Origin of the sequence: Acidovorax sp. CCYZU-2555, from assembly GCF_018413525.1 — a bacterium.
In the GTDB taxonomy this organism is placed as follows: Bacteria; Pseudomonadota; Gammaproteobacteria; order Burkholderiales; family Burkholderiaceae_C; genus Comamonas.
Genome location: NZ_JAHCDD010000080.1, coordinates 1 through 25,426, shown reverse-complemented (window position 1 = coordinate 25,426; position 25,426 = coordinate 1). Strand labels below are relative to the sequence as shown.

Genomic DNA, 25,426 nt, shown 5'->3' with positions numbered 1-25,426 from the left:
GCTCAGGGCGAACGGGGGGAGGCGAAAAAACGAAGAGGGCGAACAGTAAAACCCGTTCGTGGTGAGCTTCCCTGGCCGGGCGCGTCGCACCATGAACGGCCTGTCCTCATGCTTTGAGCGCAGGCCGTTCATCCTTCGACGCGGCCGGCCAGGCAGGCTCAGGGCGAACGGCGTGAGGGGCGAAAAAACGAAGAGGACGAACGGAGGCTGAGGCCCGCTTACGCCGCCAACAACCGCGCCACCGCATGCGCCGATAGCGACGCCCCCAGCAGATTGGCATGGCGCGTGAGCACGGGTGCCATCAGTGCGCGCTGGGCTTCGGAGAACATGGCGCTGGGCCCGGTGAGCGTCAGCGCGCCTATGGCGTGGCCCGTGGCGGTAGACACGCTCACGCCTTGGGCGGAAATGCCTTCGACGTTCTCTTCGAGATTGACGGCCAGGCCCTCCCTGGCGATGCGATCGAGCTGGGTGAACAGCGCCTTGCGGCTGGTGATGGTGGCCGCCGTGCGTGCCGCATAGGGTGCGGCGCCCAGCAGTTGTTCGCGCGCCTCGGGCGCGAGCGTGCTCAGCAGCAGCTTGCCCGACACCGAGCAGTGCAGCGGCGCATGCACCTGGGTGCCGATATAGGGCGCGATCGCATGCCGGCCCGTGATGGCTTCGACCACCAGGCGCTGGCTGCCGAGAAAGACGGTCAGCACCGCGGTCGCCGAGAACTGGCTTTGCAACTGGCGCAGCACATCGGTGGCGTCGCGCCGCAACAGGTTCAGCGGATGGTCCAGCGGCAGCGGCGCCAGCGTGGGCGCGCCGGCGCAATGCCGGCCGGTCGCGTCGCGGTAGGTGCGGCCCAGCTGTTCCAGCAGCAGCAATTGCCGGTGGGCCGTGCTCGACGGCAACTGCGTGGCTTCGGCGACTTCGACCAGCGTCAGCGGCCGGGCGGCGTGCAGCAGGCAGTCGAGAATCGCCAAACCGCGCGCCAATGCGCTGGAATCCTGGACAGAAGGGGAGGGGTCGGGCTGGCGACGAGGTGGCATGAACGATGAAGAGGGAAGGGCGCGCGCGCCGGGAATGTGGCGCCAGAGGCGAAATTATCGGCCATGGGCAGGCAACACATCCCGCATGAATATATGCGGAATCGGTCGTTGCGAGAATCGCCCGCGGCTTCTAAAAATGGGAAATAACTTCCACTTTTTTCGAGCTGCAATGACTTCCTCCCTTTCCCGTCGCCGCCTGCTGCTGGCCGGCGCAGGCTCACTGTCTCTTTCGGCGCTGCCGCCGCTGACGCATGCGGCCAACCCCACGCCAGGCTATCCCCAGCGCGCGCTGCACCTGGTCAGCCCCTACCCGCCCGGCGGCACCAACGACCTGGTGGCGCGCGTCACGGGGCGCGAGCTGGCGGCGGTGCTGGGCCAGCCGGTGATCGTCGACAACCGCGGCGGCGCGGGTGGAACGGTGGGCACCAATGCGGTGGTGCAGGTCACGCCCGATGGCTATACCGTGCTCAATGCGTCCAGCGGCAATCTGACATCGGCGCCGCAGGTGATAGGTGCGCCCTACGACCCGGTCAACGATCTGATTCCCGTGGGCTTTCTGGGCCATGTGCGCTTTGTCTTCGCGGTCCACCCGTCGGTGCCGGCGCGCACCCTGCCCGAACTGATCGCCTACGCGCGCGCCAATCCCGGCAAGATCAACTACGGCACCGCGGGCAATGGCACGGGCGGCCATATCGCGGGCGAGTACCTGCGCCAGCGCACCGGCATCGACATCGTGCATGTGCCTTATCGCGGCTCGGCGCTGGCCGTCAACGACGCGATTGCGGGCCATGTGCAGCTGGTGCTCGACCCGCTGGCCGGCCAGTATGTGCGTGACGGCCGCTTGCGCGGACTGGCGTACAGCGGCGCGCGTTCGGCGCCCGATCTGCCGGGCGTGCCCAGCATCGACGAGGCCGGCGTTCCCAAGTGGGAGGCCACCAACTTCTTCCTCGCGGCCGTGCCGCGCAATACGCCCAAGCCCGTGATCGAGGCCCTGGTCAAGGCCTATGCCGAAGTCGCGTCCAAGCCCGCGGTGATCAAGGAACTGCAGGGCCTGGGCGTGGAAATCCTGCCGCTCAAGCAGCAGCAGATCAGCGATCTGATCAAGTCCGAGATCGGCTTGAACAACCGCGTGATCGAAGCCGCGCAGATCCGCTCATGAGTGCCGCTGAACAATCGCTGGCCGGCGAAGTGCGCCGCGCCCTGCAGCTGCTGCGCGACGCGCCCGCGGACTGGGTGGCGCCGCGCGAGGGCACCGACCATGACGTGGTCATCGTTGGCGGCGGGCAAAGCGGCCTGGCCATAGGCCTGGCCTTGCGGCGCGCGGGCATAGGCCGCATCTCGACCATCGACCAGGCGAGCGCGGGCAGCGAAGGCGTATGGGCGACGGTGGCGCGCATGCCCACGCTGCGCACGGCCAAGGAGCTGACCGGCCCCGAGTCGGGCATAGCCGCGCTGAGTTTCGAGGCCTGGTTCGAAGCCACGCAGGGCGCCGCGGCCTATGCCGCGCTGGAGCGCATTCCGCGCCTGGCCTGGGCCGACTATCTGCGCTGGTTCCGCCAAGCCAGCGGCGCCGCGGTGCGCAACGACACGCGGCTGCTGGACATCACGCCCTTGCCCGGCCGGGGCCTGCAGCTCACGCTGCGCGCACCCGACGGACAGATCGTCACCGAAGTCACGCGCAAGCTGGTGCTCTCCACCGGCGTCAACGGCTGCGGCACGCCGCGCATTCCCGATCAGGTGCGCCAGGCGCTCGCGCCCGCGCTGTATTCGCATACCCACCAGCCCCTGCCCGATCTGGCCGGCAAGCGCGTCGCCGTGCTGGGCGCGGGCGCCTCGGCATTCGACGCGGCGTCGACGGCGCTGGAGCAGGGCGCGGCCGAAGTGCACCTGTTCGCGCGCCGGCCCGATCTGGCGCGCACCAGCCGCATGAAGACGTTCTCGCATGTGGGCGCCTTCGAGTTCTTTCATGCGCTGCCCGACGCCGACCGCTGGCAGCTGATGCGCACCTACCGCGAAAGCGGCGGCGCGCCGCCGCGCCACGCGGTGCTGCGCGCGGCGGCGTTCGAGCACTTCCATCTGCATCTGGGCAGCCGCTGGAATGCCCTGCGCCAGCAAGGCGCGGGCATCGTGGTGGATTCCTCCGACGGCCGTTTTGTCTTCGACCATCTGGTGCTGGGCACGGGCTATGCGGTGGATCTGGCCGCGCGGCCCGAACTCGCGCGCATCGCGCCGCAGATCGCGACCTGGGGCGCGCGCTACCAGTCCGATTGGGGCTCGCCCGACGAGGAGCTGGGCCGCCATCCGTATCTCGATGCGGGTTTTGGCTTCACCGCAGCGCAGCCGGGCAGCGCGCCCTGGCTGGCCGACATCCATTGTTTGGGTGCACCCGCGATGGCCAGCCATGGCCGGCCCGTGGGCGACACCGGCAGCCTCAAGCACAACGTGCCGCGGCTGGTGTCGGCCATAGGCCGCGATCTGTTTGTCGCCGACCGGCAGTGGCAGCTTGCGCATCTGCAGCGCATCGCGGCCGATGATCTCGATGGCAGCGAATACGCCGACCGTGTCTGGACGGCGCGGTCCGCTGCTGCCGCCGAAAACTGAAGCCTGGCGGGTCCGGGAAACCGGGCCCCGGCCTCAATGCAGCAATTCGTCTTTCGCGGGCTCGACGCGCAGGTGCAGTACGGTGAAATACAGCGTCACATCGCCTCGCTTGTCGATGAACGTGCCCATGGCGCGCTGCAGGCGGCCCGCGATGCACAGGCACTCCATCGCTTCGGGGCGCCCGCCCTGGATGCGTGCCGTGGTCAGCAAGGCCAACTGGTTCTCGCGGCCGAACTCATGCACCACTTCGAGCGCCTGGGCATGCTGGCGGGGCACGGCTTCGTTGGCCCAGCTCCAGAGAAAGTTGCCTTCGCTGTCGCTGCTGGTGCCCACCAGGCAGACCGTCGCCAGCACCGGGCCCAGTGCGCCCTCGAGCGTCAAGGTCGCGGTGTCCAGGTCCCAGTGGTATTTGGGCGAGCCCTCGAGGCCGAAGTCACGTTGCCATCGGGCATTGCCGGCCACCATGGTTTCGACGGCCTCGCGGCTCCAGGCGTTCCAGTCGGTGGGTTGTTGCGCTGTACTCATTCCAGATCCATTCATTTTTCCGGCCGCCATTGTCATTCAAGACCCGGTGTCCACGCCCGGCGCCAGCTCCACTGAATAGAAAAGACGGCGCAATTCGGCATCGTCCGAATGCACGCTGGCGCGCACCTGCTCGGCGAAATGCGCCAGAAAGCGCTGGGCGGCGAGCGAGGGCGTCTGGTTGCTGCGGCGGATGATGCCCACGGTGCGCGGCGCGAACTGTTCGCGCAGCTGCAGCGCCACCATGCTGCCGCGCAGCGACGCGGTCTCGGCCAGCGGCCAGGGGCAGAACGTGAGCATGTCGGTCTTTTGCACCAGCGTCAGCATCAGCGAGGCCGACTGCGCCAGGTGGATGTGATGCCGCGGCACGGCCGCGCCATGCTGGGTGAACAACTGCTCCATCAGCTCCTTTTCGCCGCCCGGGCCGAAGTTGAGCACCCAATCTTCGTCCAGCAGTTCATGGATCGACGTGGCGCCCGCGCGCGGGTGGCCGGCGCGCGCCATCACCGTGGCCTCGTAGGTGAACAGCGGCGTGGAGTGCAGGCCCTGCATCTCTTCGGGCGCGGCGATGCGGCCTATCATCAGATCGAGACTGCCTTCGTGCAGCTTGGGATAGGACAGCGCCGAGATGCCGTCGAACAGCTCCAGCTGCACATGCGGCATCTCCGCGCAGAACGGCGGCAGCACGCGCGCCAGCAGCGTCTGCGCGACCCAGGGCGTGATGCCTATCGACAGGCGCTGCGGCGCGCCCGCATCGCGGTGGCGCGCCAGGTCCTGCTCGGCCTGGTGCATCTGCTCCAGGATGCGCTGGGCGTGCTGCACCAGATCGCGCCCCGCGGGCGTGAGGCCTATGCCGCTGCTGTGGCGCGTGAACAGCGCGATCTGGCAGTCGGCCTCGAGCTCGCGCATGCCCTGGGTCACGGCGGCCTGGGTCACGCCCAGGGAACGCGCCGCCGCGCGAATGCTGCCGTGCGCCGCCACCGCGGCGATATAGCGCATTTGGTGCAATTTCATGGCGCCGATTATGAGTCAGCGAACGACCCACGCATAAACAAATGACAGCAGCAAGACAGGCGCTGCCATGCGGTGCAAGGCAATCCCTGTCTGCCGCCGGGCGGGCGCGGTTTCTAGACTTTGGCCACGTACCGGAACGCCGCTTTCAGCCTTCCATTTCGCCACGCCATAAAGAACCGCCATGAACCAGGTCATCGAACGAGACAACGAACAGCACCCCGCCCATGCCCACGCCTGCGGCGCCGACCCGGTGCTGCCCGGCATTCGCGCCATCGAGCAGGAGATGGTGGCCCTGCGCCAGCATATCCACGCCCACCCCGAGCTGGCGTTCGAGGAATTCGCCACCGCCAACCTGGTCGCCGCGCGCCTGGCCGAGTGGGGCTATGCCGTGCACCGCGGCCTGGGCGGCACGGGCGTGGTGGGCACGCTGCGCCTGGGCAGCAGCTCGCGCGTGCTGGGCCTGCGCGCCGACATGGACGCGCTTCCCATCCACGAGGAAACCGGCCTGCCCTACGCCAGCACCCACGCGGGCAAGATGCACGCCTGCGGCCACGACGGCCACACGGCCATCCTGCTGGCCGCGGCGCGCCATCTGGCGACCGAACGCAGCTTCGACGGCACGCTGCACCTGATCTTCCAGCCCGCCGAGGAAGGCCTGGGCGGCGGCCGCAAGATGATCGAAGACGGCCTGTTCGAGCAGTTTCCCTGCGACGCCATCTTCGCGCTGCACAACATGCCCGGCCACCCGGTGGGCACCTTCGGTTTCCTGGGCGGGCCGTTCATGGCCTCGTCCGATTCGGTCACCATCACCGTCAAGGGCCAGGGCGGCCATGGCTCGGCGCCGCACCTCGCGGCCGATCCCGTGGTCGCGGCCGCGCACATCGTGCTGGCACTGCAGACCATCGTCTCGCGCAATGTCGATCCGCGCGAGATGGCCGTGATCTCCGTGGGCGCGATCCACGGCGGCGACGCGCCCAACGTCATTCCCGGCAGCGTGCTGATGCGCCTGACGGTGCGCGCCTACCGCCCCGCGATCCGCGCCATGCTGCGCGAGCGCATCACGGCCCTGGTCCAGGCCCAGGCCGTGACGCTGGGCGTGCAGGCCGAAGTCGACTACCACTGGCGCTATCCCGCGCTGGTCAACGACGTGGCCAGCACCGACTTCGCGCGCCAGGTCGCGCTCGACTGGCTGGGCGAGGAAGGGCTGATGCCCGACCTGCAGCCGCTCACGGGCAGCGAAGACTTCTCGTTCATGCTGGAGCAGTGCCCCGGCAGCTACCTGATCGTCGGCAACGGCGTGGGCGACACGCATGGCAGCGGCGGCTGCATGGTGCACAACCCCGGCTACGACTTCAACGACGCCTGCCTGCCGCTCGCGTCCACCTACTGGGTCAAGCTGACCGAGCGCTTCCTCGCGGCGGCGCAAGCCTGATTTCCACACGCGCGGCACGTTCCCTGCTTGGCCTGGTCCGCGCGCTCCCTTTCCGTTCCCCCTCCCTGCCATCCCACTCCCCACCACCATGCGCACGTCCACCCCTCGCCTGACCTCCTCCTTCGCCGCGCTGCCCACGCGCCGGGGCGCCTTGCAGCTCGCCGTGGCCGCTGCCGCCGCCGCCCTGGGCGGCCATGCGCCTTTCGCCCTGGCCCAGGGCCCGGCCGCCTGGCCCACCAAGCCGGTCAAGATCGTCGTCGGCTTCCCGCCGGGCGGCTCGGTGGACCAGGCCGCGCGCATCGTCGGCGATGCGCTGGGCCCCAAGCTGGGCGCGACGCTGGTCGTCGACAACCAGGGCGGCGCCGCGGGTGCGATCGCCGCGCAGCGCGTGGTGTCCAGCCCGGCCGACGGCTACACGCTGCTCGTGGGCTCGAGCAACGAGATGGCGGCCACCGGCCTCGTGAACCCCACGCAGAAGTACGATCCCGCCAAGGACCTGACGCCCATAGGCCTGATCGCCACCGCGCCCGTGCTGCTGATGGCCGGCCCCAAGACAGGCGTCAAGACGCTGGCCGAGTTCATCGAAGTCACCAAGCGCAACCCCGGCAAGTACAGCTACGGCAGCTCGGGCGTGGGCTCGACGCTGCACTTCGCGGGCGAGCTGATCAAGCAGCGCGCGGGCATTTTCCTGGCACATATTCCCTACCGCGGCACGGCCGCGCTGACCAGCGACCTGGCCGGCGGCACGCTCGACTTCGCCATACTGTCGCCCGCGGCCGCCTTGCCGTTCATCCAGAGCGGCCGCCTGGTGCCGCTGGCCATCAGCAGCGCCGCGCGCCTGCCGTCCCTGCCCAACGTGCCCGCGCTGGGCGAGCATGCGCTGCTCAAGGGCTATGACCTGGTCGGCTGGTTCGCCATGGCCGCGCCGCGCAATCTGCCCCCGGCCCTGACCCAGCAACTGAGCCAGGGCCTCAAGGCCGCGCTGCAGGACCCCACGGTGCGCCGCCGCCTCGAAGACGCTGGCATGGTGCTGCCCGGCCCCAAGGCCGACCTGGCCACCGTGATGCGCGATGACATGGCGCAGTACGCCAAGCTGGTCGATTTCGCGAAGATGAAAGACTGATAGCGGCGCTCGAACAGGGGCATGGAAGCCGATTGAGCGCCGGCGGAGATGCGAAAATAAGGGTTTCCACTGAATGACCTGCATGCTGCCGGTCTTGCCATGTCCATTTTCGAGCCCATTGTCCTGATCCTGCTGGCACTTGCCGGGCTCAGCATGTTCGCCGGCAACTACACCGTGGCGGCCGCCATGGTGGTGCTGATCATCGTGCGCATCTCGCCGCTTGCGCTGTATTTCCCCTGGCTGCAGAAACACGGGCTCAACATCGGCATCTTTCTGTTGATGGTGGCGGTGATGGTGCCGATTGCCAGCGGCAAGATTCCGGCGATGGACCTGTTGAAATCCTTCACGCACTGGAAGTCCGCTGCGGCCATCGCCGTCGGCATCTTTGTCGCCTGGCTGGGCGGGCGCGGCGTCACGCTGATGGCGGCCCAGCCCGGCGTGGTCGCCGGGCTGATGGTGGGAACCATCCTGGGCGTGGCGTTCTTCCGGGGCGTGCCGGTCGGGCCGCTGATCGCGGCCGGGCTGCTGTCGCTGCTGATAGGCAAGTCGTAAGAAGCTTGGGGGCATGCGCCATGCCCCGCCTGTCGGGCGCTTCCATACTGTGCGCATGAACACCCACTTTTTACGTCGTGCAATGCTCGTCCTGTCACTGGCCTTGCCGGCCAGCGCCGTGTTCGCCGACACCAACCCGTTGCAAGCCGAGCGCTGGCAGACGCGGCCGGTGGTGGTGGTGGTGCCGCAGGAAGCAGACGCGCTGCTGACCAAGGTGCGCGCAGCCCTGGGCGAGACCTCCGCGCGCGAAGCGTTTCGCGAGCGCGAAATGGTGCTTTATACGGTGGTGGCTGGCGAAGGCCGGCGCAACGACCAGGCGCTGAGTGCTGCGCAGACCGCGGCACTGCTCAAAGCGCTGCAGCTGGATGCACGCGGGCCGTCGACCTTCATCCTTGTCGGTAAGGATGGCGGTGTGAAGATGCGCGAAGGTCTGGCTGTCGACCTGCAGCAAGTGTTTGCCGAAGTCGACCGCATGCCGATGCGCCAGCCGCGTTGAGCCGCTGCCGACTCACTGCGCCTTGGGCGCTTCCGATCCGTCCAGGCCCAGCTCGGCGGCCGCGCGCTTGATTTCCGCCATCTGGTAGTCCTGCACCGTGTGGCGCGACGAGACCACGCGCTGGTCCGGCCCGGGAATCAGCAGCCAGGCGCTGGCGTTTTCGTCCTGGGGGTGGGGCATGGCGAACATCAGGAATTCGCAGTCGACGCCCCAGACGTCATCGACCTGCATTGCCTCGCACTCCGCTGGAATGTGCAGAAAGCTCACGCGGTCGCTGACGGCGCGCAGGAAATCCTCGTCCTGGGCATCCTCGGCGTCGGGCGCGCCCTTGATCGGGTCGATGAAGGTGATGAGCACCGTGCTGCTGAACGCGCCGTGCTCCCATTCCTGGGCTTCGCGCTGGAACATCAAGGTGGCCTTGCCCGTGAACGCGAAGCCGGATTCGTCGTCGCCGAATTGGAAGCTTCTGGCCGTGGCCACCGCCTGCGCATAGCCTTCGTTGTCGATGCCTACGAAGCGCAGGTCCTCAGTGATGCTCGTCATGTCTTGATCCAAAAAATCAGCCCGATCCAAACGCCAGGATCGGGCCTTGTTGCACGGCGCGATTATCGGGCACCTGGCAAGACCTGGAGTTGGGTGGCGCCCATTGTTTAAAACCAAAAATAATATTGATTTGGTATTAAATGCTTTTAGGCGATATAATAGACTTCTGTCGCAGCCACGGCGTTCACGTCCTGGCTTGTCGCGACGCCTGTCGAGGCCGCCATCTGCGCCTTGCAGGCCCAGTTTTGCGACCTTTGTCGCCCGGATGATCTGTAGAGCTGCAGCCACCCGAGTTTCCAGTAGGCTTGCGCAGCTTGGTTCAAGCCTGCGATTGCGAATGAACTAAATTCCAAAAATCGGCATTTCCATGGGCAAGTACGTCGTTTCGCCCGCGACACACCCGACCGACTGTGGCCGCTTTCGCGCGTCCTTCTCGGTCCATCGTTCCCAAAGCAACGGCAGCTATTGCCGCGTCTTCCGGTTCGACAAGACCTTTGCTTCGCGGGAGGCCGCAAAAGTGTTCGCGGTCACCCAGGGCTGGCTGCAAACGTGCATGCAGCACCCGCCCACATGCTGATGGACTGCTGCCGCAGATTCCATCCACCCGTGTCAGTTGCTGCGGACTCCCAAGCCGCACGCCCTTCCAACAACGGCGCGACCTTCGTTGCGCACCTTCATTCAGAAAGACTCCAACCATGAGCGTCAAAATCTACGTGGGCAACCTTCCTTATTCCGTGACCGATTCCAGCCTGGAAAGCAACTTCGCCGAGTTCGGCGGCGTTTCTTCGGCCAAGGTCATGATGGACCGTGAAACCGGCCGCTCCAAAGGCTTCGGCTTTGTGGAAATGGTCTCGGCCGAAGTCGCCCAGGCCGCGATCACCGGTCTGAACGGCATGTCCGTCGATGGCCGCGCCATTGTCGTGAACCTGGCGCGTCCGCGGGAATCCGGTGGTGGTTCGGGTGGATACAGCGCCAATGGTTTCAGCGCCGCTGGCCGCTCGGATGTGGGCTACGGCAACGGCGGCTACGGCGGCGGTCGTTACTGATCTGGGTACATGCCCGCTGAAAAACCGGCTCCTTGTGGGCCGGTTTTTTTTCGTTTGCGACCGGCGGCGTGGGGCCGTGCGCGTCGCAAGAACGCAACAAAACTGAGTACGAAAAACCACACTTGGAGCAATCGCCAGATAATTGCGAGTGATTCTCACTATTAAAGTCATCTCGCTTCGTGGCCTTGCGCATGCCACGCCCATGCTGTGCATAGCTTCTACCAAGACCACCATCCCTGGCTGCAAAGCCTTCTTCGCAAGCGTCTGAGCAACCGCGAAGATGCGGCCGACCTCGCACAGGACACCTTTGTGCGCCTGCTGCGCGCGCCCGTGCCGCAGGAGGAAATCCTGGACCCGCGCCGTTATCTGGCCACCATTGCGCGCGGCCTGACCGCCGACCTGTTTCGCCGCCGCTCGCTGGAAAGAGACTATCTGGACTACCTCGCCACGCTGCCGCAGGCATTGGCGCCGTCGTCCGAAGAGCAGCTCATCGTCCAGCAGACGCTGCTGGCCGTGGACCGCATGCTGCAAGGCCTGCCGCCCAAGGTGCGCGAAGCCTTTGTGCTCGCGCAGTTCGAGGAGCTGAGCTACCCCGAGATCGCCCAGCGCCTGGGCATTTCGCTGCGCACGGTGAGCAACTACCTGACGCGGGCCATGGAACATTGCTGCCTGGCCCTGGCATGAAGCCGGCCGACGACGCCGAGCGCCGGGCCCTGCACGAAGCCGTCACCTGGCATGTGCGCCTGCGCGACACCGCGGCCGCGGCCAACGCGCGCCAGGACTGGGAAGACTGGCATGGCGCCGACCCGGCCCACCAGCGCGCCTGGCAGCGCGTTCAAGCCGTGCATGCGCAGCTCGCTTTCCTGCCGCCCGCGCTGGCCAGCAAGACGTTGGGCGCGCGCCCCCATGGCACCCGGCGCAATGTGCTGCGCGACCTGGCCGTGGGCCTGGGGGCGGGCACCACGGCCTGGATGGGCTGGCAAGGCCTGCCGTGGCAGGAGTGGCAGGCCGCGCACAGCACCGGCACGGGCGAGCGCCGCGACATCACGCTGCCCGACGGCTCGCTGCTGGCACTCGATACCGCCAGTGCCGTGGACCTGGAATTCAATGACCGTGAACGACTGGTGCGGCTGCTGCGCGGGCGCGTCCTGATTGCCACCGCCTCCGATGCCCTGGGCCGCCCTTTCAGCGTCCAGACTCCGCAGGGCAGGGTGCTGGCCCTGGGAACGCGCTTCATGGTGCGCCTGGACGACGCCGGCCGCAGCCATGTGCAGGTCGAGGAGCACGCGGTGCGCCTGCTGCCCGCGGCCGGCGAGCCGCAGGAGCTGGCGGCAGGCGAGCAGGCCTGGTTCAGCGCCGCTGCGGCGCAGGCGCCCGCCACGGCCGATCCCTTTGCCGCGAGCTGGCATGACGGCGGCCTGGTGGCGGTGGACATTGCGCTGGGCGATCTGATCGCCGCGCTGTCGCGCTACCGGCCCGGCTACCTGGGATGCGCGCCTGAAGTGGCGCATTTGAAAGTCTCCGGCGCCTTCCCGGTCGATGACACCGACCGCGCGCTGGCCGCGCTGGTCAGCCGTTTTGCGCTGCAGCTGCGCAGCCGCACGCGCTACTGGGTGCGCGTGGAAGCCAGTGGCGCGGCCTGATTCGCTGCCTGGAAGAAAAAATAAAACCATAGCAATCAGTTCAATCCGGCTATGGGGTTGATGCGTTAAACGACCGGGAAATAAGCGCCGCGCCGGAAAAAAACTGCAGTCACCGTTGCAGGATTGGCCGGCCTCGTTCGGCATACGAGGAAACCAAGCCACTTTTCTTCGCCACCATGCCACGCCTTTCCATGCCACTGCCCCAGGACGGCCGCCGCGCCGCCGTCCGGCGCAGGCGTGCGCCTGGCGTGCTCGGCTGGATTGCGGCCGCGGGCTGGCTGCTGCTGGTCGCGCCGGTGGGCGCCGCTGCGCTGCAGCCGGTGCGCGAAGCGCGCACCGAGCTGCGCAGCTTTGCGATTGCCGCGGGCCCGCTGGCCCAGGTGATTGCGCAATATGCCAATCAGGCCGGCGTCGCGCTGTCGTTCGATGCCGCGCAGATCGGCGCGCGCCGCTCGCCCGGTCTTCAGGGCCGCTACTCGGTGCAAGACGGTTTCGCCCGGCTGCTCGCAGGCACCGACCTGCAGGCCCAGCGCGAGTCCAGCGGCGTCTATACCTTGCGCCTGCAGCCGCTGCAGCCGCTGCAGACCAGCCAGCTGGACAATGTCATCGTCAGCGCCAAGGCCCAGATCGACGCCACCACCGAAAGCTCGGGCAGCTATGCGGCCGGTCGGGTCACGGCCAATATCGGCCAGCAGCTGGTGCGCGACATTCCCCAGCCCGTGACCGTGCTCACGCGCCAGTGGCTCGACGACCAGGCCTTGCCCGACCTGCACGCGGTGCTGAGAAACACCACGGGCGTGACCGTCGACTACATCGACAGCGAGCGCATCAACTACTACGCGCGCGGCTACCAGATCGATTCGCTGCAGGTCGATGGGCTGGGCATCAACCAGGTCACTTCGGCCGCGACCTTCATCCAGCCCGACACCGCCATGCTTGACCGCGTCGAAGTGCTGCGCGGCGCTTCGGGCCTTCTGCGCGGCGCGGGCAATCCGTCCGCGGTGGTGAACATGGTGCGCAAGCGCCCCACGCCGGCGTTCCAGGGCGCGGCGGCACTGACGCTGGGCTCGTGGAATCGGCAGCGGCTCGAAGCCGACCTGTCGGGCCCTGTCAACGCCGCGGGCACGCTGCGCGCGCGCCTGGTGGCCCTGAGCGATGACAAGGCCTCGTTCCAGACCGCGCGCCACGAGGATCGCCAAAGCATTTATGCGGTGATCGAGGCCGACCTCGCACCCGCGACGCGGCTCACCGCCAGCGTGCAGCATACGTCGCTGGGCGCGACCGGCTCCTGGGGCGGACTGCCCGCGGCGCTGGACGGCAGCCAGCTCGACCTGCCGCGCAACACCTATCTGGGAACGACCTGGAACGCCTGGAACCGCAGCAACCGGCAGCTCTTCGTCGAGCTGGACCACGGCCTGGACAACGGCTGGAAGCTCAAGGCCCAGGCCGCGCGCACCTACTTTCGCTCCGACGGCTTCAAGCAGACTTCGTTCACCAGCGCCAGCGACACCAATCCCTACCTCGCCGACGTCAACACCTCGATCTACGACGGCGAAGCCAGCAGCCAGAGCGCGTTGAGCCTGCAGGCGACCGGCCCGTTCGCGCTGCTGGGCCGCCAGCATGAACTGGCGCTGGGCGTCGATCTGCAGCGCGTGCGCGCCATCGGCACGTCCGGCTACTGGGACGTGAGCCCGCTGCGCGGCGTCGACATCCGCAGCTGGAACCCCTACACCAGCTACCCCGAACCGGTCTACAGCGCGGGCAACGGCAACCCCTATTCGGCGCCCACCTCGCATGTGCACCAGCATGGCGGCTTCGCGCGCGCGCGGCTGTCGCTCAGCGACGCGCTCACGGCCGTGGTCGGCGCGCGCCTGAGCTGGTGGGACTACCACGAGCCCGCGACACCGGGCAGCGGCTACGGCGTGCGCCATGAGCTCACGCCTTACGCCGGCCTGATCCATGAACTGTCGGACCACATCAGCGCCTACGCGAGCTACAGCAAGATCTTCAGTTCGCAGAACAAGAAACAATCGGACGGCAACCTGCTGGCACCCATACGCGGCCAGGATCTGGAAGCCGGATTCAAGGGCGACTTCCTCGACGGCCGGCTGCAGGGCACGCTGTCGGCCTTCCACATCCAATACGTAGGCGGTGCCATGGAAGACACGGCCTCGCCCATGCCCTGTCTGCCGTACTACCTCGCGGGCCGCTGCTATCTGGCCGGCGGCAAGAGCCGCAGCCGCGGCTGGGAAGTCGAGCTGTCGGGCGAACCCGCGCCGGGCTGGCAGCTGATGGCCAGCTATACCAACACCCACACCCGTTACCTGCGCGATGCCGAAGCCGCGCTGGTCGGCCAGCCGCTGCGCTCGGCCGACCCCCGGCACGCCTTGCGCCTGTTTGCCAGCCACAAGCTCGCCGGCCCCTGGCCCGGCTGGACCGTGGGGGCAGGGGTAAGGCTGCAGAGCAACACCTATGCCAGCGTCGACAACCTAACCACCCGCCAGGGTGGTTATGCGCTTTTTGATGCGCTGCTGGCCTACCGCATCAATTCCACGCTGTCGCTGCAGCTCAACGCCAACAACCTGTTCGACAAGGTCTATTACGCCAAGTTCTCGCCCAACAGCCGTTACTTCAACAACTACTACGGCGACCCGCGCAACCTCACGCTGACGCTGCGCGCGAACTTCTGACGCCTGGCGCAGGCGCCGCTCCTTTTCCCTTTCCATAACCTCTGACGTGAATGTAATGAAAAATCGTTCTTACTCCGATTCCCGACGCTTTGCCGCCAAACCTCTCGCCCGCCTGATGGCGCAATGCCTGGGCACCGGCCTGGCCATGGCTTCCCTGGGCGTGGCCGCCCAGACCGCGACCAAGTCGCTGCAGGAAGTGGTGGTGACCGACCAGGCCGCGGCCATCGGCGGCCTGCAGAAAACCTATTCGGGCGGCCAGCTGGCGCGCGGCGGCGACCTGGGCATCCTGGGCCGCACCGACCTGATGGACGTACCCTTCAGCACCACCAACTACACCGCGGCGCTGATCGAGAACCAGCAGGCGCTGAACATCTCCGACGTGGTGATGAGCGACGCGTCCGTGCGCACGCTGCAGGCGCGCGGCGGCTATGGTGAAGACTTCCAGATTCGCGGCTTCGCCGTGGGCATGCGCGACGTGTCGCTCAACGGCCTGTACGGCCTCGTGCCTTCCACGCGCGTGCCGCTGGAAATGATCGAACGCGTCGAAGTGCTCAAGGGCCCGGGCTCGCTGACCAACGGCGTGGGCCCCAACGGCAGCGTGGGCGGCAACATCAACCTGGTGACCAAGCGCGCGGGCGACGAGCCGCTGACGCGTGTGACCGGCACCTACATGGGCCAGTCCCAGTTCGGCACCCACCTCGACGTGGGCCGACGCTTCGGCACCGACAACCAGTGGGGCGTGCGCGCCAACGGCGTGTGGCGCAATGGCGAAGGCAACATCGACGGCGGCCGCCAGCGCCTGGGCCTGGGCTCGCTCGGCCTGGACTTTGCCGGTGACAAGCTGCGCTGGTCGCTGGACGCACTGGCCACCGACGGCAAGACGGCCGAATTCCGCCCGCAAGTGGGCTTTCGCAGCGGCATCACCAGCGTGCCCGCCGTGCCGGACCCGCGCCTGAACTTCTACCCCGGCACGGAGCTGACCGACAAGGCCAAGACCGTGATCTCGCGCCTGGAGTACGACCTGAGCGACAGCACCACTGTCTACGGCGGCGTCGGCTACACCAACTCCAAGACGTTCCAGCATTTCCCCGGCGCCTGGGGCACGGAGCCCGATTCGCAAGGCAACTTCAGCGTCTCCAACGGCCTCTACGACGAGTACAACAAGACCACCTCGGCCGATGTCGGCCTGCGCACGCACTTCAAGACCGGCAGCGTGGGCCACACGCTGGTGCTGTCCGCCAATCACATGGCGCGCGAGACCGGCTACTTCTACACCAGCACCGGCTCGACGCCATCCAACCTCTACAACCCCTCGCCGCTGCCCGCGATCACGACGCCGCGCCTGGCGCCCAGCAAGACCGCCGACCTGACGCAGCAGAGCGTGGCGATTGCCGACACCATGGCGTTCGCGGACAACCGCGTGCTGCTGACGCTGGGCCTGCGCGACCAGACGATCAACCAGAAGAGCGTCAACGGTTCGACCGCCTACAAGGCCAGCGCCATCACGCCGCTCGCCGGCCTGGTCTTCAAGGCCTCGCGTGACACGTCGGTCTACACCAACTACACGGCCGGCCTGCAGGCCGGTGGCATTGCCGGCGTGGGCACGCTCAACGAAGGCCAGGTGTTCGCGCCGCAAAAGACCAAGCAGATCGAAATCGGCGTGAAGAAGGACTGGGGCATGCTGATGACCCAGGCCGCGCTGTTCCAGATCACCCAGCCCTCCAGCGTCACCGAGAACCAGGTCTACAGCTTCGGCGGCGAGCAGCGCAACCGCGGCCTGGAACTGACCACCTACGGCGAACTGCAACGCGGCCTGCGCCTGATGGCCAGCGCGGCCTTCCTCGATGCCAAGCTGACGCGCACCAACAATGCCGCCAACCAGGGCAACGATGCCAACGGCGTGCCCAAGCGCACCTTCAACGTGGGCCTGGACTGGGACACCCCATGGGTTAGCGGCCTGAGCCTCAACGGCCGCGTGATCCACACCGCGGCCATGTACTTCGACCCGGCCAACCAGCTGCGCATGCCCAACTGGACGCGCATGGACATTGGCGCGCGCTACCGCACCAAGATCAGCAACCAGCCCGTGGTGCTGCGCGCGAGCCTGGAAAACGTGGCCGACAAGGCGTACTGGGTGACCAGCACCAACCCCAGCTACGCAACCGTTGGCGCTCCGCGCACGCTGATGCTGTCGGCACAGATCGACTTCTGATCTGTTGAGCCCGCAGGGCAGCGCCAAGGCCGCAAGGCCTGGGCGCTGCCTTTGACTTTTCATCCAACGCAACGAAGCCAATGCAAAGCCACACCATCAAGATCTGGGCCTGGGTGCACAAATGGAGCAGTCTCATCTGCACCCTATTCATGCTGCTGCTGTGCCTGACCGGCCTGCCGCTGATCTTCCACCACGAGATCGGCCACCTGCTGGGCACCGAAGTCGAAGCCCCGGCCATGCCCAAGGACACGCCGCATGCGAGCCTGGACAAGGTGCTGGAGCTGGCGCGCGCCCAGCATCCCGATCGGATCGTGCAGTTCGTCTCCAAGTCCGACGACACCGACGACATCTGGTACGTCACCATGACGCACACGCCGGCCAACACCGACGACTTCCGCACGGTGATCGTCGATGCGCGCACCACCGAGCTGCTGGCCCCGCAGCTGCGCTTCGACGAAGGCTTCATGTGGGTCATGTTCAGGCTGCACGTGGACCTGTTCGCCGGCCTGCCGGGCAAGCTGTTCCTGGGCTTCATGGGCTTGCTGCTGCTGGTCGCCATCGTCAGCGGCGTGGTGCTCTACGCGCCCTTCATGCGCAAGCTCGAATTCGGCACCGTGCGCCGCGAGCGCACGGCGCGCGTGAAATGGCTGGACCTGCACAATCTGCTGGGCATCGTGACCCTGGTCTGGCTGTTCGTCGTCGGCGCCACGGGCATGATCAACACCTGGGCCGACCTGGTGATCAAATATTGGCAGCATGACCAGCTCAGCAGCGTGCTCGCTCCTTACCAGGGCCAGCCCACCGTGGCGCTGGCCGAGCGTGCGCCGGTGCAGCAGTCGCTGGACGCGGCCATGCAGCAGGTGCCCGGCTCCAAGCTGTCGTTCATTGCCTTCCCCGGCACCAGCTATTCCAGCCCGCACCACAACACCGTCTTCCTGCGCGGCGATGAGCCGCTGACTTCCAAGCTGCTGCGCCCCGTGCTGGTCGATGCCAAGACCTCGGCCGTCACGGCCGCGCCGCAGATTCCCTGGTACCTCACGGCGCTGCTGGTCTCGCAGCCGCTGCACTTCGGCGACTACGGCGGGCGCGTGATGCAGATCATCTGGGCGCTGCTGGACATCGCCAGCATCTTCGTTCTGGGCACGGGCCTGTACCTGTGGCTCAAGAAAGGCCGGGCCGCGGCCCAGCCTGTCGACAGGAAGCTGGCGGGCAAAACCACGCCTCAGGAGGCCACGCCATGAAGTCCGCGCGCAGCAAAAACCGTTTCATGGCCCTCTGGGCCTGGCCGATCGCGCTGGGCGTGCTGACCAGCATAGGCCTGATCTCCGCCTTGTTCAGCGACGGCGGGTTTGGCGACCTGCTGTCCGGCATCTGCCTGAGCATTGTCACGGCCGTGGGGCTGTGGTTCTGCTTTGTGCGTTCGCGCTGAACGCCAGCGCCTGACCGCAGGCGCGGCCTGCTACGGCTGCCGCCAGTCGGCCAGGCAGGCCAGCGCCAGCCGGCGCGCATAGGCCGCGTCTACGTCGGTGTACGCGCCCATCAGCAGACGGTAGGCGATGGGCGCGGCCACGCGGTCCACCACATATTCGACCGACGGCACCGGTTCGCCGCGCTGGCCTGCGCGTTCCACCATGTCGGTGATCTGGCCCGCGGTGAAGACCAGGCAGGGCGCCACGCCGTCGATCTTGTAGCCGCCGCAGACCACATCGCGCACCAGCGCCAGGCCGGGCTCGGACGCCATTTCCTCGACAAATTGCTCAGACCAGGCCAGCAGGTCGGCGCGAAAACTGCCGGTGTCGGGCGCCGGGCTGTCGGGGCGCAGGCGCTGCGCCGCGACGTCCGACAGCAGGGCCGACAGATCACCCCAGCGCCTATAGATCGTCGACGGAGTGACTCCCGCGCGCACGGCAATCATGGGCACGGTCAGCGCGCCGCGCCCCATCTCTTCGAGCAGATCGCGTGTGGCGTCGTGTATGGCGGATTGCACGCGCGCGCTGCGTCCGCCGGTACGGGTTGCGGGTTTTGTCGTCATGCCCCAAATTTTAAAGCAAATAAATTGCGTTAACGCTCCGTGCAAGCGCATAATCGCAAAAGCTCAATATTTGCTTTAAGGAATCGCCATGGCGCTCCCCCTGTCCTTGCCCTCTGCCTTGCGCCTCCAGGCTTCGCTGATTTTTGCGTTCATGGCCGCGTCCAGCGTGCCTTCGCCGCTGTATGCGCTCTACCGCGCCGAATGGGGGTTCTCGCCGGCCACGCTCACGGCGGTGTTCGCTGTCTACGTGTTCAGCCTGCTGGCCGCGCTGCTGACGCTGGCTCCGCTGTCCGATCACCTGGGCCGGCGGCCCGTGGTGCTGGGCGCGATCGCCGTGGAGCTGGTGTCCATCGTCATGTTTCTCTGCGCCGACTCGGTCGGCATGCTGGTCGCCGCCAGACTGGTGCAGGGCGCCGCGACCGGCGCGGCCTTGAGCGTGCTCGGGGCAGGCATCGCCGACCTGGACCGGCAGCGCGCGCCGCTGATCAACAGCACGGCGCCGCTGTTCGGCCTGGGCGCGGGGGCCCTTGCCAGCAGCCTGCTGGCAACGTATGCGCCGGCGCCCCTGCGGCTGGTCTATGTGATCTTGCTCGTGGTGCTGCTGGTTCAGGGCTGGCTGGCCTGGCGCCTGCCCGAGACCGTGAGCGCCAGGCCCGGCGTGCTGCGCTCGCTGCGGCCCAGGCTCGCGGTGGCGCCCGCTGCGCGGCGCGATTTCCTGCGCGTCATGCCTATCGATATCGCGGTCTGGGCACTGGGCGGCTACCTGCTGTCGCTGGGCCCCACGCTGGCACGCGAAGTCACGGGCTGGCACGGCCCCGTGGTCGGCGGCCTGATGCTGGCCGCATTGACGGTCAGCGGCGCGGTCGGCTCGCTGCTGCTGCGCGCGCGCAGCGCGCCGGCGCTGATGCGCCTGGGCTCGGCGGCGCTGGCCGCGGGCGTGGGCCTGGTGCTGGCGTCCATCGCCACGGCATCGGCCCTGGCCTTCTTTCTTGGCATCGTGGTCGCGGGCCTGGGCTTTGGCGTCGGTTTCCTGGCCGCGTTGCGCACCGTGATGGCCGCGGCCCTGCCCGAGCAGCGCGCCTCGCTGATGGCGGCCTTTCTGGTGCTGAGCTATTGCGCCTTCAGCCTGCCCGCGCTGGCCGCGGGCGCGGCGGTGACGCACTTCGGCCTGGTCGCCACATCGCAGATCTATGGCGCGCTGGTGATGCTGTTGGCCTTGGTCGCGCTGTTCGGCGCGCTGGGCCGGGCGCGGCAAATGCCGGCGGTCGCCTGCTGCGGGGTGAAATAGCGGCCTCTGGTGCCAGGCCCAGAGGAAGGGCGTGCTGCCCGCCCCGGTATATTCAGCGCATGGACCTTGGAGCGCTCGAATACTTTCACATCGTTGCCCAGAGCGGCAGCATCTCCCGCGCGGCGTCCGTGCTGGGCATGGAGCCGTCGACGCTGACGCGCCACATCGGCCGCCTGGAGGAGGAGGCCGGCGTGAAGCTGTTCCACCGCAGCGGCCGCGGCATGGTGCCCACGGATGCGGGCGCGCTGCTGCTGACGGAAGCGCGCAAGGTGGTCGATGCGCTGCAGCACACGCGCCGCGTCGCGGCCGACCTGGCGGCCGACGGGCCGTCGCAGATCGTCGTCGCGGCCATGCCCACCATCGCCCAGGTGACGTTCGGTGCACTGGGCCATGCGCTCAAGGCCCGTTTTCCGCGCGCGCGCATCCGCTTCGTCGAAGGCATGGGCCACCAGCTTGTCGATTGGCTGCAGGAGGGCAAGATCGACATCGCCCTGCTTTACGTGCCCACCCAGTCGCGCATCGTCGACCATGATCTTTTGCTGCAGGAGCCGCTGTGCTGCATCTTGCCGCCGGGCTGCCGGCGGCCCGCGGACCCCTTGCCGATCGACGATCTGCTGGACCTGCCGCTGGTGTTGCCTACCACCCAGCACGGTCTGCGCGGCCTGGCCGAAATGTGGGCCCAGCGCCGTGGCAAGCGGCTGCAGGTGGCGATGGAGTGCGACGGCTCGACCTTCATGACGCGCCGCCTTGTGGCCGCGGGCCACGGCTGCACGCTGCTGCCGCTGGCCGCGGTGCAGGAAGAGGTGGAACGCGGCCAGCTGCAGGCCGTGCGCCTGGCAGGCGCCGAGGCCGTGCGCACCGTCGCCATCGCCACCGCAATGAACCGGCCCGCCGCGAGCGGGCTATGGGATACCACGCAGGTCCTGCGCCAGGTGGTTGCCAGTCTGGTGAAGCAGGGTCACTGGCCCGGGGTGGACCAGCTGACCTGATCGCGCACCAGTGAAGCATCGAGTTCGTCGAGCCGGTTGATGCCCAGCAAGGCCATGTTGCGCTGCACTTCGCTGCGCAGAATGCCGATCGCATGGCGCACGCCCTCGGGGCCCGCGGCGGTCGCCGCATAGTTGAACGAGCGGCCGTTGAACACGCAGCGCGCGCCCAGCGACAGCGCCTTGAGCACATCGCTGCCGCGGCGTATGCCGCTGTCCATCATCACCGTGAGCCTGGGCGCGGCCTGCACGATTTCGGGCAGCACGCGCAGCGGCGAAATCGCGCCGTCCATCTGGCGCCCGCCATGGTTGGAGACGATGATGCCGTCGACGCCCAGGTTCTGGGCCTTGACCGCGTCCTGCCAGCGCAGAATGCCCTTGACCACCAGCGGCCCTTTCCACAGCTCGCGCATCACGCCCAGGTGGGTCCAGTCGAGGTGGTCGCGCGCCTGGAAGTCGCGCTCGGCGCGCGCCGCCAGGATAGGCGCGCCGCGTTCGGCCCGCCAGTTCTCGAAGTGCGGCATGCCATGGTGGGCCAGCGTCTTGAGAAACGTGCCGGCCAGCCAGCGCGGATGGCTGATGCCGTCCCAGGCCAGGCGCAGGCTGGGGCGCAAGGGCGTGCTGAAGCCGTTCTTGGCGTAGCGTTCGGGGTTGACCTGCACGGGCAGATCGACCGTCACCACCAGCGTCTTGAAGCCGGCGTTCGCGATGCGGTGGATCAGCGCCTCGACGCGCGCCGGCTCGCCCGGCATATAGGCCTGGAACCAGGTGTCGGGCGCGGCCGCGGCCACGGTTTCCATGGGAATCAGCGATGCGCCGCTCATCACCGCGGGAATGCCCATCTCCTGCGCGGCCTGGGCCAGCACCAGATCGCCGCGATAGCACCACATGGCCGAGAGACCGACCGGAGAGATGCCGAACGGCGACTGGTAGCTGCGGCCGAACAGCTCGATCTGCTGCGAGCGCTTGGCCACGCCTTCGAGCATGCGCGGCACGAACGCATAGCGCTCGAACGCCGCGCGGTTGGCGTGCAGCGAGGCTTCGTCGTCCGCGCCATTGTTGATATAGCTGAACAGCTGGCGCGGCAGCTTGCGGCGTGCCAGCGCCTCGAAATCGGCCAATGCGTGAATGTTCCTGAGTGCGCTCATGAAAGGTATCAGTCCAGTTTGACGTGGGCCTTGCGCGCCACTTCAGCCCATTTTCTGACTTCGCGCCGCTGCAGCGTGCGCAGCGCCTGCGGGCCCGCCTGCAGCATGAGGGCGCGTAGACCCGCAATGGTTTTGCTCATGTTCATGTCTCCTTTTTTTGCGCCGTGGCGAAGGCCAACGATCGGCGTTGAACGTCACGGCCTGGAGCGCGTGCATTCAGGGGACATGCTAGGAAAACCCGGCACTGCGGGGCAACGCAATTTCGGCATGACTGCCCTGCGGAAATGGCGGTGCGCGCGCGCGGCCGGGCTTCTAAACTTTGCGCCAATTCGGGCGTGCATCGCGCCCCGCCATCACAGGACATGCCAATGCTTGAAGACACCCCCTCCCGGACCGCTGTTTCCACCGCCTCGCGCACCGCAGGGCAGGTGCTGGTCGATTCCTTGCGCCTGCATGGCGTGGACCGCGTCTTCTGCGTGCCGGGCGAAAGCTATCTGGCCGTGCTGGACGCGCTGCACGATGCGCAGGACAGCATTCAATTGGTGGTGACCAAGCATGAAGGCGGTGCGGCCAACATGGCCGAGGCCGACGGCAAGATGACCGGGCGCCCCGGCATCTGCATGGTGACGCGCGGCCCGGGCGCGACCCATGCCAGCATAGGCGTGCACATCGCCCAGCAGGATTCGACGCCGATGATTCTGTTCGTCGGCCAGATCGCGCGCAGCCAGGTGGGCCGCGACGCGTTCCAGGAAGTCGACTACCAGGCCATGTTCGGCGGCCTGGCCAAATGGGTGGTCGAAGTCACCGACGCCGCGCGCATGGCCGAGATCGTGGCGCGCGCCTTCCACACCGCGGTCTCGGGCCGCCCCGGCCCGGTCGTGGTGTCGCTGCCCGAAGACATGCTGGTCGAGCGGACCGACAAGCAGGCGTTTGCGTCCTGCGCCTTGGAGCCCGTGCCGCCGTCGAGCGCCGCGCTGGAGCGCATCGCCCAGGCCTTGCAGGGCGCGCGCCAGCCGCTGGTGGTGGTCGGCGGCAGCGGCTGGAGCGCGCAGGCGTCGCAGCAGCTGCAGCGCTTTGTCGCGGCCTGGAATCTGCCGGTCGCGTGTGCGTTCCGGCGCCAGGACGTGCTCGACAACCGCAGCGCCAACTACGTGGGCCATCTGGGCCTGGGCATGAGCGCGGCGCTCAAGGAGGCCGTGAAGTCCGCCGACGTGATTCTGGCCATAGGCACGCGGCTGGGCGATGTATCGACGGATTCCTACACCTTGCTCGAAGTGCCCGAGCCGCGGCAAAAGCTCATTCACATCCACCCCGATGCCAACGAAATCGGGCGGGTCTATAGGCCCGCCATCGGTCTGCAGGCCGACAGCGCCAGCAGCATCGCCGCGCTGGCCGCATTGGCGGCGCCAACGAACCGCGCCTGGGACGCATGGACCAGCGGTGCAAGACAGGCGCACACGGCCTTCAGCCTGCCGCCCGCGCGCGTGGCCGAAGCCAGCGGCGTCGATCTCGGCGCGGCGATCGCGCATGCGAGCGCTGAACTGCCCGACGACGCGCTGGTCAGCAACGGCGCCGGCAATTACTCCGTCTGGCTGCACCGTTTCTACCAATACCGCGGCGCGCGCACCGAACTGGCGACGACCTGCGGCGCAATGGGCTATGGGGTGCCCGCAGCGGTGGCCGCGGCGCTGCGCCACCCCGATCGCGAAGTCCTGTGCGTCGCGGGCGACGGCTGTTTTCTGATGTACCCGCAGGAACTCGCCACGGCCGCCGAACATGGCGCGCGGCTGGTGGTCATCGTGGTCAACAACGGCATGTACGGCACCATTCGCATGCACCAGGAAAAGCACTACCCGGGCCGCGTCAGCGGAACGCGCCTGGTCGGGCCCGACTATGTCGCGCTGGCCCAGGCCATGGGCGCGGCGCATGCCGAGCGTGTCGACACCACAGAAGGCTTCCCCGCCGCGCTGGCGCGTGCGCGCCAGGCTGCGGGGTTCTCTCTGATCGAACTCATCACCGACCCGCGGCAGATCACGCCGGCGCTGCGCCTGAACTGAGGCCGCCGGCGCCGCGCTTCAGCGGTCGATGTCGCCCAGGCACAGGTACTTCAGTTCCAGGTAGTCATCGATGCCGTGGTGCGAGCCTTCGCGGCCCAGGCCCGATTGCTTGACGCCGCCGAACGGCACATGCTCGGAAGCGATCACGCCCGCATTGATGCCCACCATGCCGTACTCCAGCGCTTCCGAGACGCGGAAGATGCGGCCCACGTCGCGGCTGTAGAAGTAGCTCGCCAGACCGAACTCGGTGTTGTTGGCGGCGTCTATGGCCTGCTGCTCGGTGGTGAAACGGAACACCGGCGCGAACGGGCCGAAGGTTTCCTCGCGCGCGCACAGCATGTCGTCGGTGGCGTCGGCGACCACCGTGGGCTGGAAGAACTGGCCTTCGAGCCGGGCGCCGCCGGCGACCACGCGCCCGCCCTTGGCCAGCGCGTCGTCCAGATGGCGCTGCACTTTTTCGACGGCCGCGGGCTCGATCAGCGGGCCCTGCACCACGCCCTCGTCGAAGCCATTGCCCACCTTCAAGGCCTGGACCTTGGCCGCGAACTTCTGCACGAACTGCTCATACACGCCGTCCTGCACATAGAGCCGGTTGGCGCAAACGCAGGTCTGGCCCGCGTTGCGGTACTTGCTGGCCATGGCGCCATCGACCGCGGAGTCGATGTCGGCGTCGTCGAAGACGATGAACGGCGCATTGCCGCCCAGCTCCAGGCCCAGCTTCTTGATGCTGGGCGCGCTTTGCGCCATCAGGATGCGGCCCACTTCGGTCGAACCCGTGAAGCTCAGGTGGCGCACGATGTCGCTGGCACAGAACAGCTTGCCCACGGCAATGCTGCTCGCGCTGTCGGCCGTGATCACGTTCAGCACGCCCGCGGGAATGCCGGCGCGCACGGCGAGTTCCGCCGCGGCCAGGGCGGTGAGCGGCGTCAGCTCGGCGGGCTTGATGACCACCGGGCAGCCCGCGGCCAGCGCCGGAGCGACCTTGCGCGTGATCATCGCCAGGGGAAAAT

General features: G+C 67.7%; 25 protein-coding genes. 17 read left to right on the top strand and 8 right to left on the bottom strand.

The window, feature by feature from the left end:
• Positions 1 to 218: 218 nt before the first annotated feature.
• Positions 219 to 1,031 carry an IclR family transcriptional regulator gene (locus KHY18_RS22405; RefSeq protein WP_213305172.1) on the bottom strand — a complete coding sequence of 271 codons (813 nt, stop codon included), beginning with the start codon at positions 1,029 to 1,031 and terminating at the stop codon, positions 219 to 221.
• 169 nt (positions 1,032 to 1,200) lie between these two features.
• On the opposite strand from KHY18_RS22405, the gene KHY18_RS22400 reads away from it, so the two are divergent.
• Positions 1,201 to 2,190 (top strand): Bug family tripartite tricarboxylate transporter substrate binding protein, encoded by a 990-nt coding sequence (locus KHY18_RS22400; protein WP_213305169.1) that lies wholly within the window; start codon positions 1,201 to 1,203, stop codon positions 2,188 to 2,190.
• Positions 2,187 to 3,632 (top strand): flavin-containing monooxygenase, encoded by a 1,446-nt coding sequence (locus KHY18_RS22395; RefSeq protein ID WP_213305166.1) that lies wholly within the window; start codon positions 2,187 to 2,189, stop codon positions 3,630 to 3,632. Before KHY18_RS22400 ends, KHY18_RS22395 begins: the two co-directional genes overlap by 4 nt.
• A 33-nt stretch (positions 3,633 to 3,665) precedes the next feature.
• Here KHY18_RS22395 and KHY18_RS22390 read toward each other — a convergent pair whose 3' ends face one another.
• Both KHY18_RS22390 and KHY18_RS22385 read right to left on the bottom strand, forming a co-directional pair.
• Complete coding sequence (locus KHY18_RS22390) at positions 3,666 to 4,157, bottom strand: DUF6882 domain-containing protein (RefSeq protein WP_213305163.1); 492 nt, start codon at positions 4,155 to 4,157, stop codon at positions 3,666 to 3,668.
• Positions 4,158 to 4,193: 36 nt separating this feature from the next.
• On the bottom strand, positions 4,194 to 5,168 hold the full coding sequence (locus tag KHY18_RS22385; RefSeq protein ID WP_249729314.1) for a LysR family transcriptional regulator: 975 nt from the start codon (positions 5,166 to 5,168) through the stop codon (positions 4,194 to 4,196).
• A 283-nt stretch (positions 5,169 to 5,451) separates the two neighbouring features.
• Here KHY18_RS22385 and KHY18_RS22380 point away from each other — a divergent pair, with 283 nt between their 5' ends.
• From KHY18_RS22380 to KHY18_RS22365, 4 genes are all read left to right on the top strand, one after another.
• Positions 5,452 to 6,600: a M20 aminoacylase family protein gene (locus tag KHY18_RS22380; protein WP_249729316.1), complete on the top strand. Its 1,149-nt coding sequence runs from the start codon at positions 5,452 to 5,454 to the stop codon at positions 6,598 to 6,600.
• An 88-nt stretch (positions 6,601 to 6,688) separates the two neighbouring features.
• Positions 6,689 to 7,723 (top strand): Bug family tripartite tricarboxylate transporter substrate binding protein, encoded by a 1,035-nt coding sequence (locus tag KHY18_RS22375; RefSeq protein ID WP_213305158.1) that lies wholly within the window; start codon positions 6,689 to 6,691, stop codon positions 7,721 to 7,723.
• Positions 7,724 to 7,822: 99 nt separating this feature from the next.
• The gene (locus tag KHY18_RS22370; RefSeq protein ID WP_213305155.1) at positions 7,823 to 8,275 is read left to right on the top strand and encodes a DUF441 domain-containing protein; all 453 of its coding nucleotides are present in this window, start codon (positions 7,823 to 7,825) and stop codon (positions 8,273 to 8,275) included.
• 82 nt (positions 8,276 to 8,357) lie between these two features.
• Entirely contained in the window at positions 8,358 to 8,771 is a 414-nt protein-coding gene (locus KHY18_RS22365; protein ID WP_249729313.1) for a DUF4174 domain-containing protein, read from the top strand.
• Positions 8,772 to 8,783: 12 nt separating this feature from the next.
• On the opposite strand, the gene KHY18_RS22360 is transcribed toward KHY18_RS22365, so the two are convergent.
• Positions 8,784 to 9,314 carry a hypothetical protein gene (locus KHY18_RS22360; RefSeq protein WP_213305149.1) on the bottom strand — a complete coding sequence of 177 codons (531 nt, stop codon included), beginning with the start codon at positions 9,312 to 9,314 and terminating at the stop codon, positions 8,784 to 8,786.
• A gap of 367 nt (positions 9,315 to 9,681) precedes the next feature.
• On the opposite strand from KHY18_RS22360, the gene KHY18_RS22355 reads away from it, so the two are divergent.
• The 8 genes from KHY18_RS22355 to KHY18_RS22320 all read left to right on the top strand — a co-directional run bounded on the left by KHY18_RS22355 (position 9,682) and on the right by KHY18_RS22320 (position 18,334).
• Positions 9,682 to 9,891 carry a hypothetical protein gene (locus KHY18_RS22355; RefSeq protein WP_213305146.1) on the top strand — a complete coding sequence of 70 codons (210 nt, stop codon included), beginning with the start codon at positions 9,682 to 9,684 and terminating at the stop codon, positions 9,889 to 9,891.
• Positions 9,892 to 10,009: 118 nt separating this feature from the next.
• Positions 10,010 to 10,360, top strand: coding sequence for an RNA-binding regulator (gene rbp, locus KHY18_RS22350; RefSeq protein ID WP_213305143.1), 351 nt, complete (start codon positions 10,010 to 10,012; stop codon positions 10,358 to 10,360).
• Positions 10,361 to 10,567: 207 nt separating this feature from the next.
• A complete protein-coding gene (locus KHY18_RS22345) occupies positions 10,568 to 11,044 on the top strand; it encodes a sigma-70 family RNA polymerase sigma factor (protein ID WP_213305140.1) in 477 nt (158 codons plus the stop codon).
• A complete protein-coding gene (locus tag KHY18_RS22340; protein ID WP_213305137.1) occupies positions 11,041 to 12,003 on the top strand; it encodes a FecR domain-containing protein in 963 nt (320 codons plus the stop codon). The genes KHY18_RS22345 and KHY18_RS22340 overlap by 4 nt, the downstream gene beginning before the upstream one ends.
• Before the next feature lie 191 nt (positions 12,004 to 12,194).
• Complete coding sequence (locus tag KHY18_RS22335; protein WP_213305134.1) at positions 12,195 to 14,693, top strand: TonB-dependent siderophore receptor; 2,499 nt, start codon at positions 12,195 to 12,197, stop codon at positions 14,691 to 14,693.
• 55 nt (positions 14,694 to 14,748) lie between these two features.
• Positions 14,749 to 16,905, top strand: coding sequence for a TonB-dependent receptor (locus tag KHY18_RS22330; protein WP_213305131.1), 2,157 nt, complete (start codon positions 14,749 to 14,751; stop codon positions 16,903 to 16,905).
• 80 nt (positions 16,906 to 16,985) lie between these two features.
• Positions 16,986 to 18,146: a PepSY-associated TM helix domain-containing protein gene (locus KHY18_RS22325; RefSeq protein WP_213305128.1), complete on the top strand. Its 1,161-nt coding sequence runs from the start codon at positions 16,986 to 16,988 to the stop codon at positions 18,144 to 18,146.
• Complete coding sequence (locus KHY18_RS22320; RefSeq protein ID WP_213305124.1) at positions 18,143 to 18,334, top strand: hypothetical protein; 192 nt, start codon at positions 18,143 to 18,145, stop codon at positions 18,332 to 18,334. The genes KHY18_RS22325 and KHY18_RS22320 overlap by 4 nt, the downstream gene beginning before the upstream one ends.
• A gap of 30 nt (positions 18,335 to 18,364) precedes the next feature.
• Here KHY18_RS22320 and KHY18_RS22315 read toward each other — a convergent pair whose 3' ends face one another.
• Positions 18,365 to 18,937, bottom strand: a complete 573-nt coding sequence (locus KHY18_RS22315; RefSeq protein ID WP_213305121.1) for a TetR/AcrR family transcriptional regulator — start codon at positions 18,935 to 18,937, stop codon at positions 18,365 to 18,367.
• Between the two features lie 88 nt (positions 18,938 to 19,025).
• Here KHY18_RS22315 and KHY18_RS22310 point away from each other — a divergent pair, with 88 nt between their 5' ends.
• Both KHY18_RS22310 and KHY18_RS22305 read left to right on the top strand, forming a co-directional pair.
• Positions 19,026 to 20,225 (top strand): MFS transporter, encoded by a 1,200-nt coding sequence (locus KHY18_RS22310; RefSeq protein WP_213305119.1) that lies wholly within the window; start codon positions 19,026 to 19,028, stop codon positions 20,223 to 20,225.
• A gap of 59 nt (positions 20,226 to 20,284) precedes the next feature.
• On the top strand, positions 20,285 to 21,214 hold the full coding sequence (locus KHY18_RS22305; protein ID WP_213305117.1) for a LysR family transcriptional regulator: 930 nt from the start codon (positions 20,285 to 20,287) through the stop codon (positions 21,212 to 21,214).
• Here the strand turns inward: KHY18_RS22305 and KHY18_RS22300 are convergent.
• On the bottom strand, positions 21,184 to 22,359 hold the full coding sequence (locus KHY18_RS22300) for an alpha-hydroxy acid oxidase (protein ID WP_213305115.1): 1,176 nt from the start codon (positions 22,357 to 22,359) through the stop codon (positions 21,184 to 21,186). The two genes, KHY18_RS22305 and KHY18_RS22300, sit on opposite strands and share 31 nt — an antisense overlap.
• Positions 22,360 to 22,367: 8 nt before the next feature.
• Positions 22,368 to 22,499: a hypothetical protein gene (locus KHY18_RS27295; RefSeq protein WP_283771358.1), complete on the bottom strand. Its 132-nt coding sequence runs from the start codon at positions 22,497 to 22,499 to the stop codon at positions 22,368 to 22,370.
• Between the two features lie 228 nt (positions 22,500 to 22,727).
• On the opposite strand from KHY18_RS27295, the gene KHY18_RS22295 reads away from it, so the two are divergent.
• On the top strand, positions 22,728 to 24,416 hold the full coding sequence (locus KHY18_RS22295) for a thiamine pyrophosphate-binding protein (RefSeq protein ID WP_213305113.1): 1,689 nt from the start codon (positions 22,728 to 22,730) through the stop codon (positions 24,414 to 24,416).
• 18 nt (positions 24,417 to 24,434) lie between these two features.
• Here KHY18_RS22295 and KHY18_RS22290 read toward each other — a convergent pair.
• Positions 24,435 to 25,426 (bottom strand): NAD-dependent succinate-semialdehyde dehydrogenase (locus KHY18_RS22290; protein WP_213305111.1); only part of this gene is annotated, 992 nt, incomplete at its 5' end.

Excerpts from the sequence above, each read along its gene's own strand:
- KHY18_RS22355 (WP_213305146.1), top strand. The coding sequence starts at position 9,682 with ATGGGCAAGTACGTCGTTTCGCCCGCGACACACCCGACCGACTGTGGC.
- KHY18_RS22380 (WP_249729316.1), top strand. The coding sequence starts at position 5,452 with ATGGTGGCCCTGCGCCAGCATATCCACGCCCACCCCGAGCTGGCGTTC.
- KHY18_RS22295 (WP_213305113.1), top strand. The coding sequence starts at position 22,728 with ATGCTTGAAGACACCCCCTCCCGGACCGCTGTTTCCACCGCCTCGCGC.
- KHY18_RS22360 (WP_213305149.1), bottom strand. The coding sequence starts at position 9,314 with ATGACGAGCATCACTGAGGACCTGCGCTTCGTAGGCATCGACAACGAA.
- KHY18_RS22330 (WP_213305131.1), top strand. The coding sequence starts at position 14,749 with ATGAAAAATCGTTCTTACTCCGATTCCCGACGCTTTGCCGCCAAACCT.
- KHY18_RS22340 (WP_213305137.1), top strand. The coding sequence starts at position 11,041 with ATGAAGCCGGCCGACGACGCCGAGCGCCGGGCCCTGCACGAAGCCGTC.
- KHY18_RS22400 (WP_213305169.1), top strand. The coding sequence starts at position 1,201 with ATGACTTCCTCCCTTTCCCGTCGCCGCCTGCTGCTGGCCGGCGCAGGC.
- KHY18_RS22325 (WP_213305128.1), top strand. The coding sequence starts at position 16,986 with ATGCAAAGCCACACCATCAAGATCTGGGCCTGGGTGCACAAATGGAGC.
- KHY18_RS22315 (WP_213305121.1), bottom strand. The coding sequence starts at position 18,937 with ATGACGACAAAACCCGCAACCCGTACCGGCGGACGCAGCGCGCGCGTG.
- KHY18_RS22320 (WP_213305124.1), top strand. The coding sequence starts at position 18,143 with ATGAAGTCCGCGCGCAGCAAAAACCGTTTCATGGCCCTCTGGGCCTGG.
- KHY18_RS22405 (WP_213305172.1), bottom strand. The coding sequence starts at position 1,031 with ATGCCACCTCGTCGCCAGCCCGACCCCTCCCCTTCTGTCCAGGATTCC.
- KHY18_RS22365 (WP_249729313.1), top strand. The coding sequence starts at position 8,358 with ATGCTCGTCCTGTCACTGGCCTTGCCGGCCAGCGCCGTGTTCGCCGAC.
- KHY18_RS22370 (WP_213305155.1), top strand. The coding sequence starts at position 7,823 with ATGTCCATTTTCGAGCCCATTGTCCTGATCCTGCTGGCACTTGCCGGG.
- KHY18_RS22375 (WP_213305158.1), top strand. The coding sequence starts at position 6,689 with ATGCGCACGTCCACCCCTCGCCTGACCTCCTCCTTCGCCGCGCTGCCC.
- KHY18_RS22310 (WP_213305119.1), top strand. The coding sequence starts at position 19,026 with ATGGCGCTCCCCCTGTCCTTGCCCTCTGCCTTGCGCCTCCAGGCTTCG.
- KHY18_RS22385 (WP_249729314.1), bottom strand. The coding sequence starts at position 5,168 with ATGAAATTGCACCAAATGCGCTATATCGCCGCGGTGGCGGCGCACGGC.
- KHY18_RS22395 (WP_213305166.1), top strand. The coding sequence starts at position 2,187 with ATGAGTGCCGCTGAACAATCGCTGGCCGGCGAAGTGCGCCGCGCCCTG.
- KHY18_RS22390 (WP_213305163.1), bottom strand. The coding sequence starts at position 4,157 with ATGAGTACAGCGCAACAACCCACCGACTGGAACGCCTGGAGCCGCGAG.
- KHY18_RS22335 (WP_213305134.1), top strand. The coding sequence starts at position 12,195 with ATGCCACTGCCCCAGGACGGCCGCCGCGCCGCCGTCCGGCGCAGGCGT.
- KHY18_RS22305 (WP_213305117.1), top strand. The coding sequence starts at position 20,285 with ATGGACCTTGGAGCGCTCGAATACTTTCACATCGTTGCCCAGAGCGGC.
- KHY18_RS22300 (WP_213305115.1), bottom strand. The coding sequence starts at position 22,359 with ATGAGCGCACTCAGGAACATTCACGCATTGGCCGATTTCGAGGCGCTG.
- rbp (WP_213305143.1), top strand. The coding sequence starts at position 10,010 with ATGAGCGTCAAAATCTACGTGGGCAACCTTCCTTATTCCGTGACCGAT.
- KHY18_RS27295 (WP_283771358.1), bottom strand. The coding sequence starts at position 22,499 with ATGAGCAAAACCATTGCGGGTCTACGCGCCCTCATGCTGCAGGCGGGC.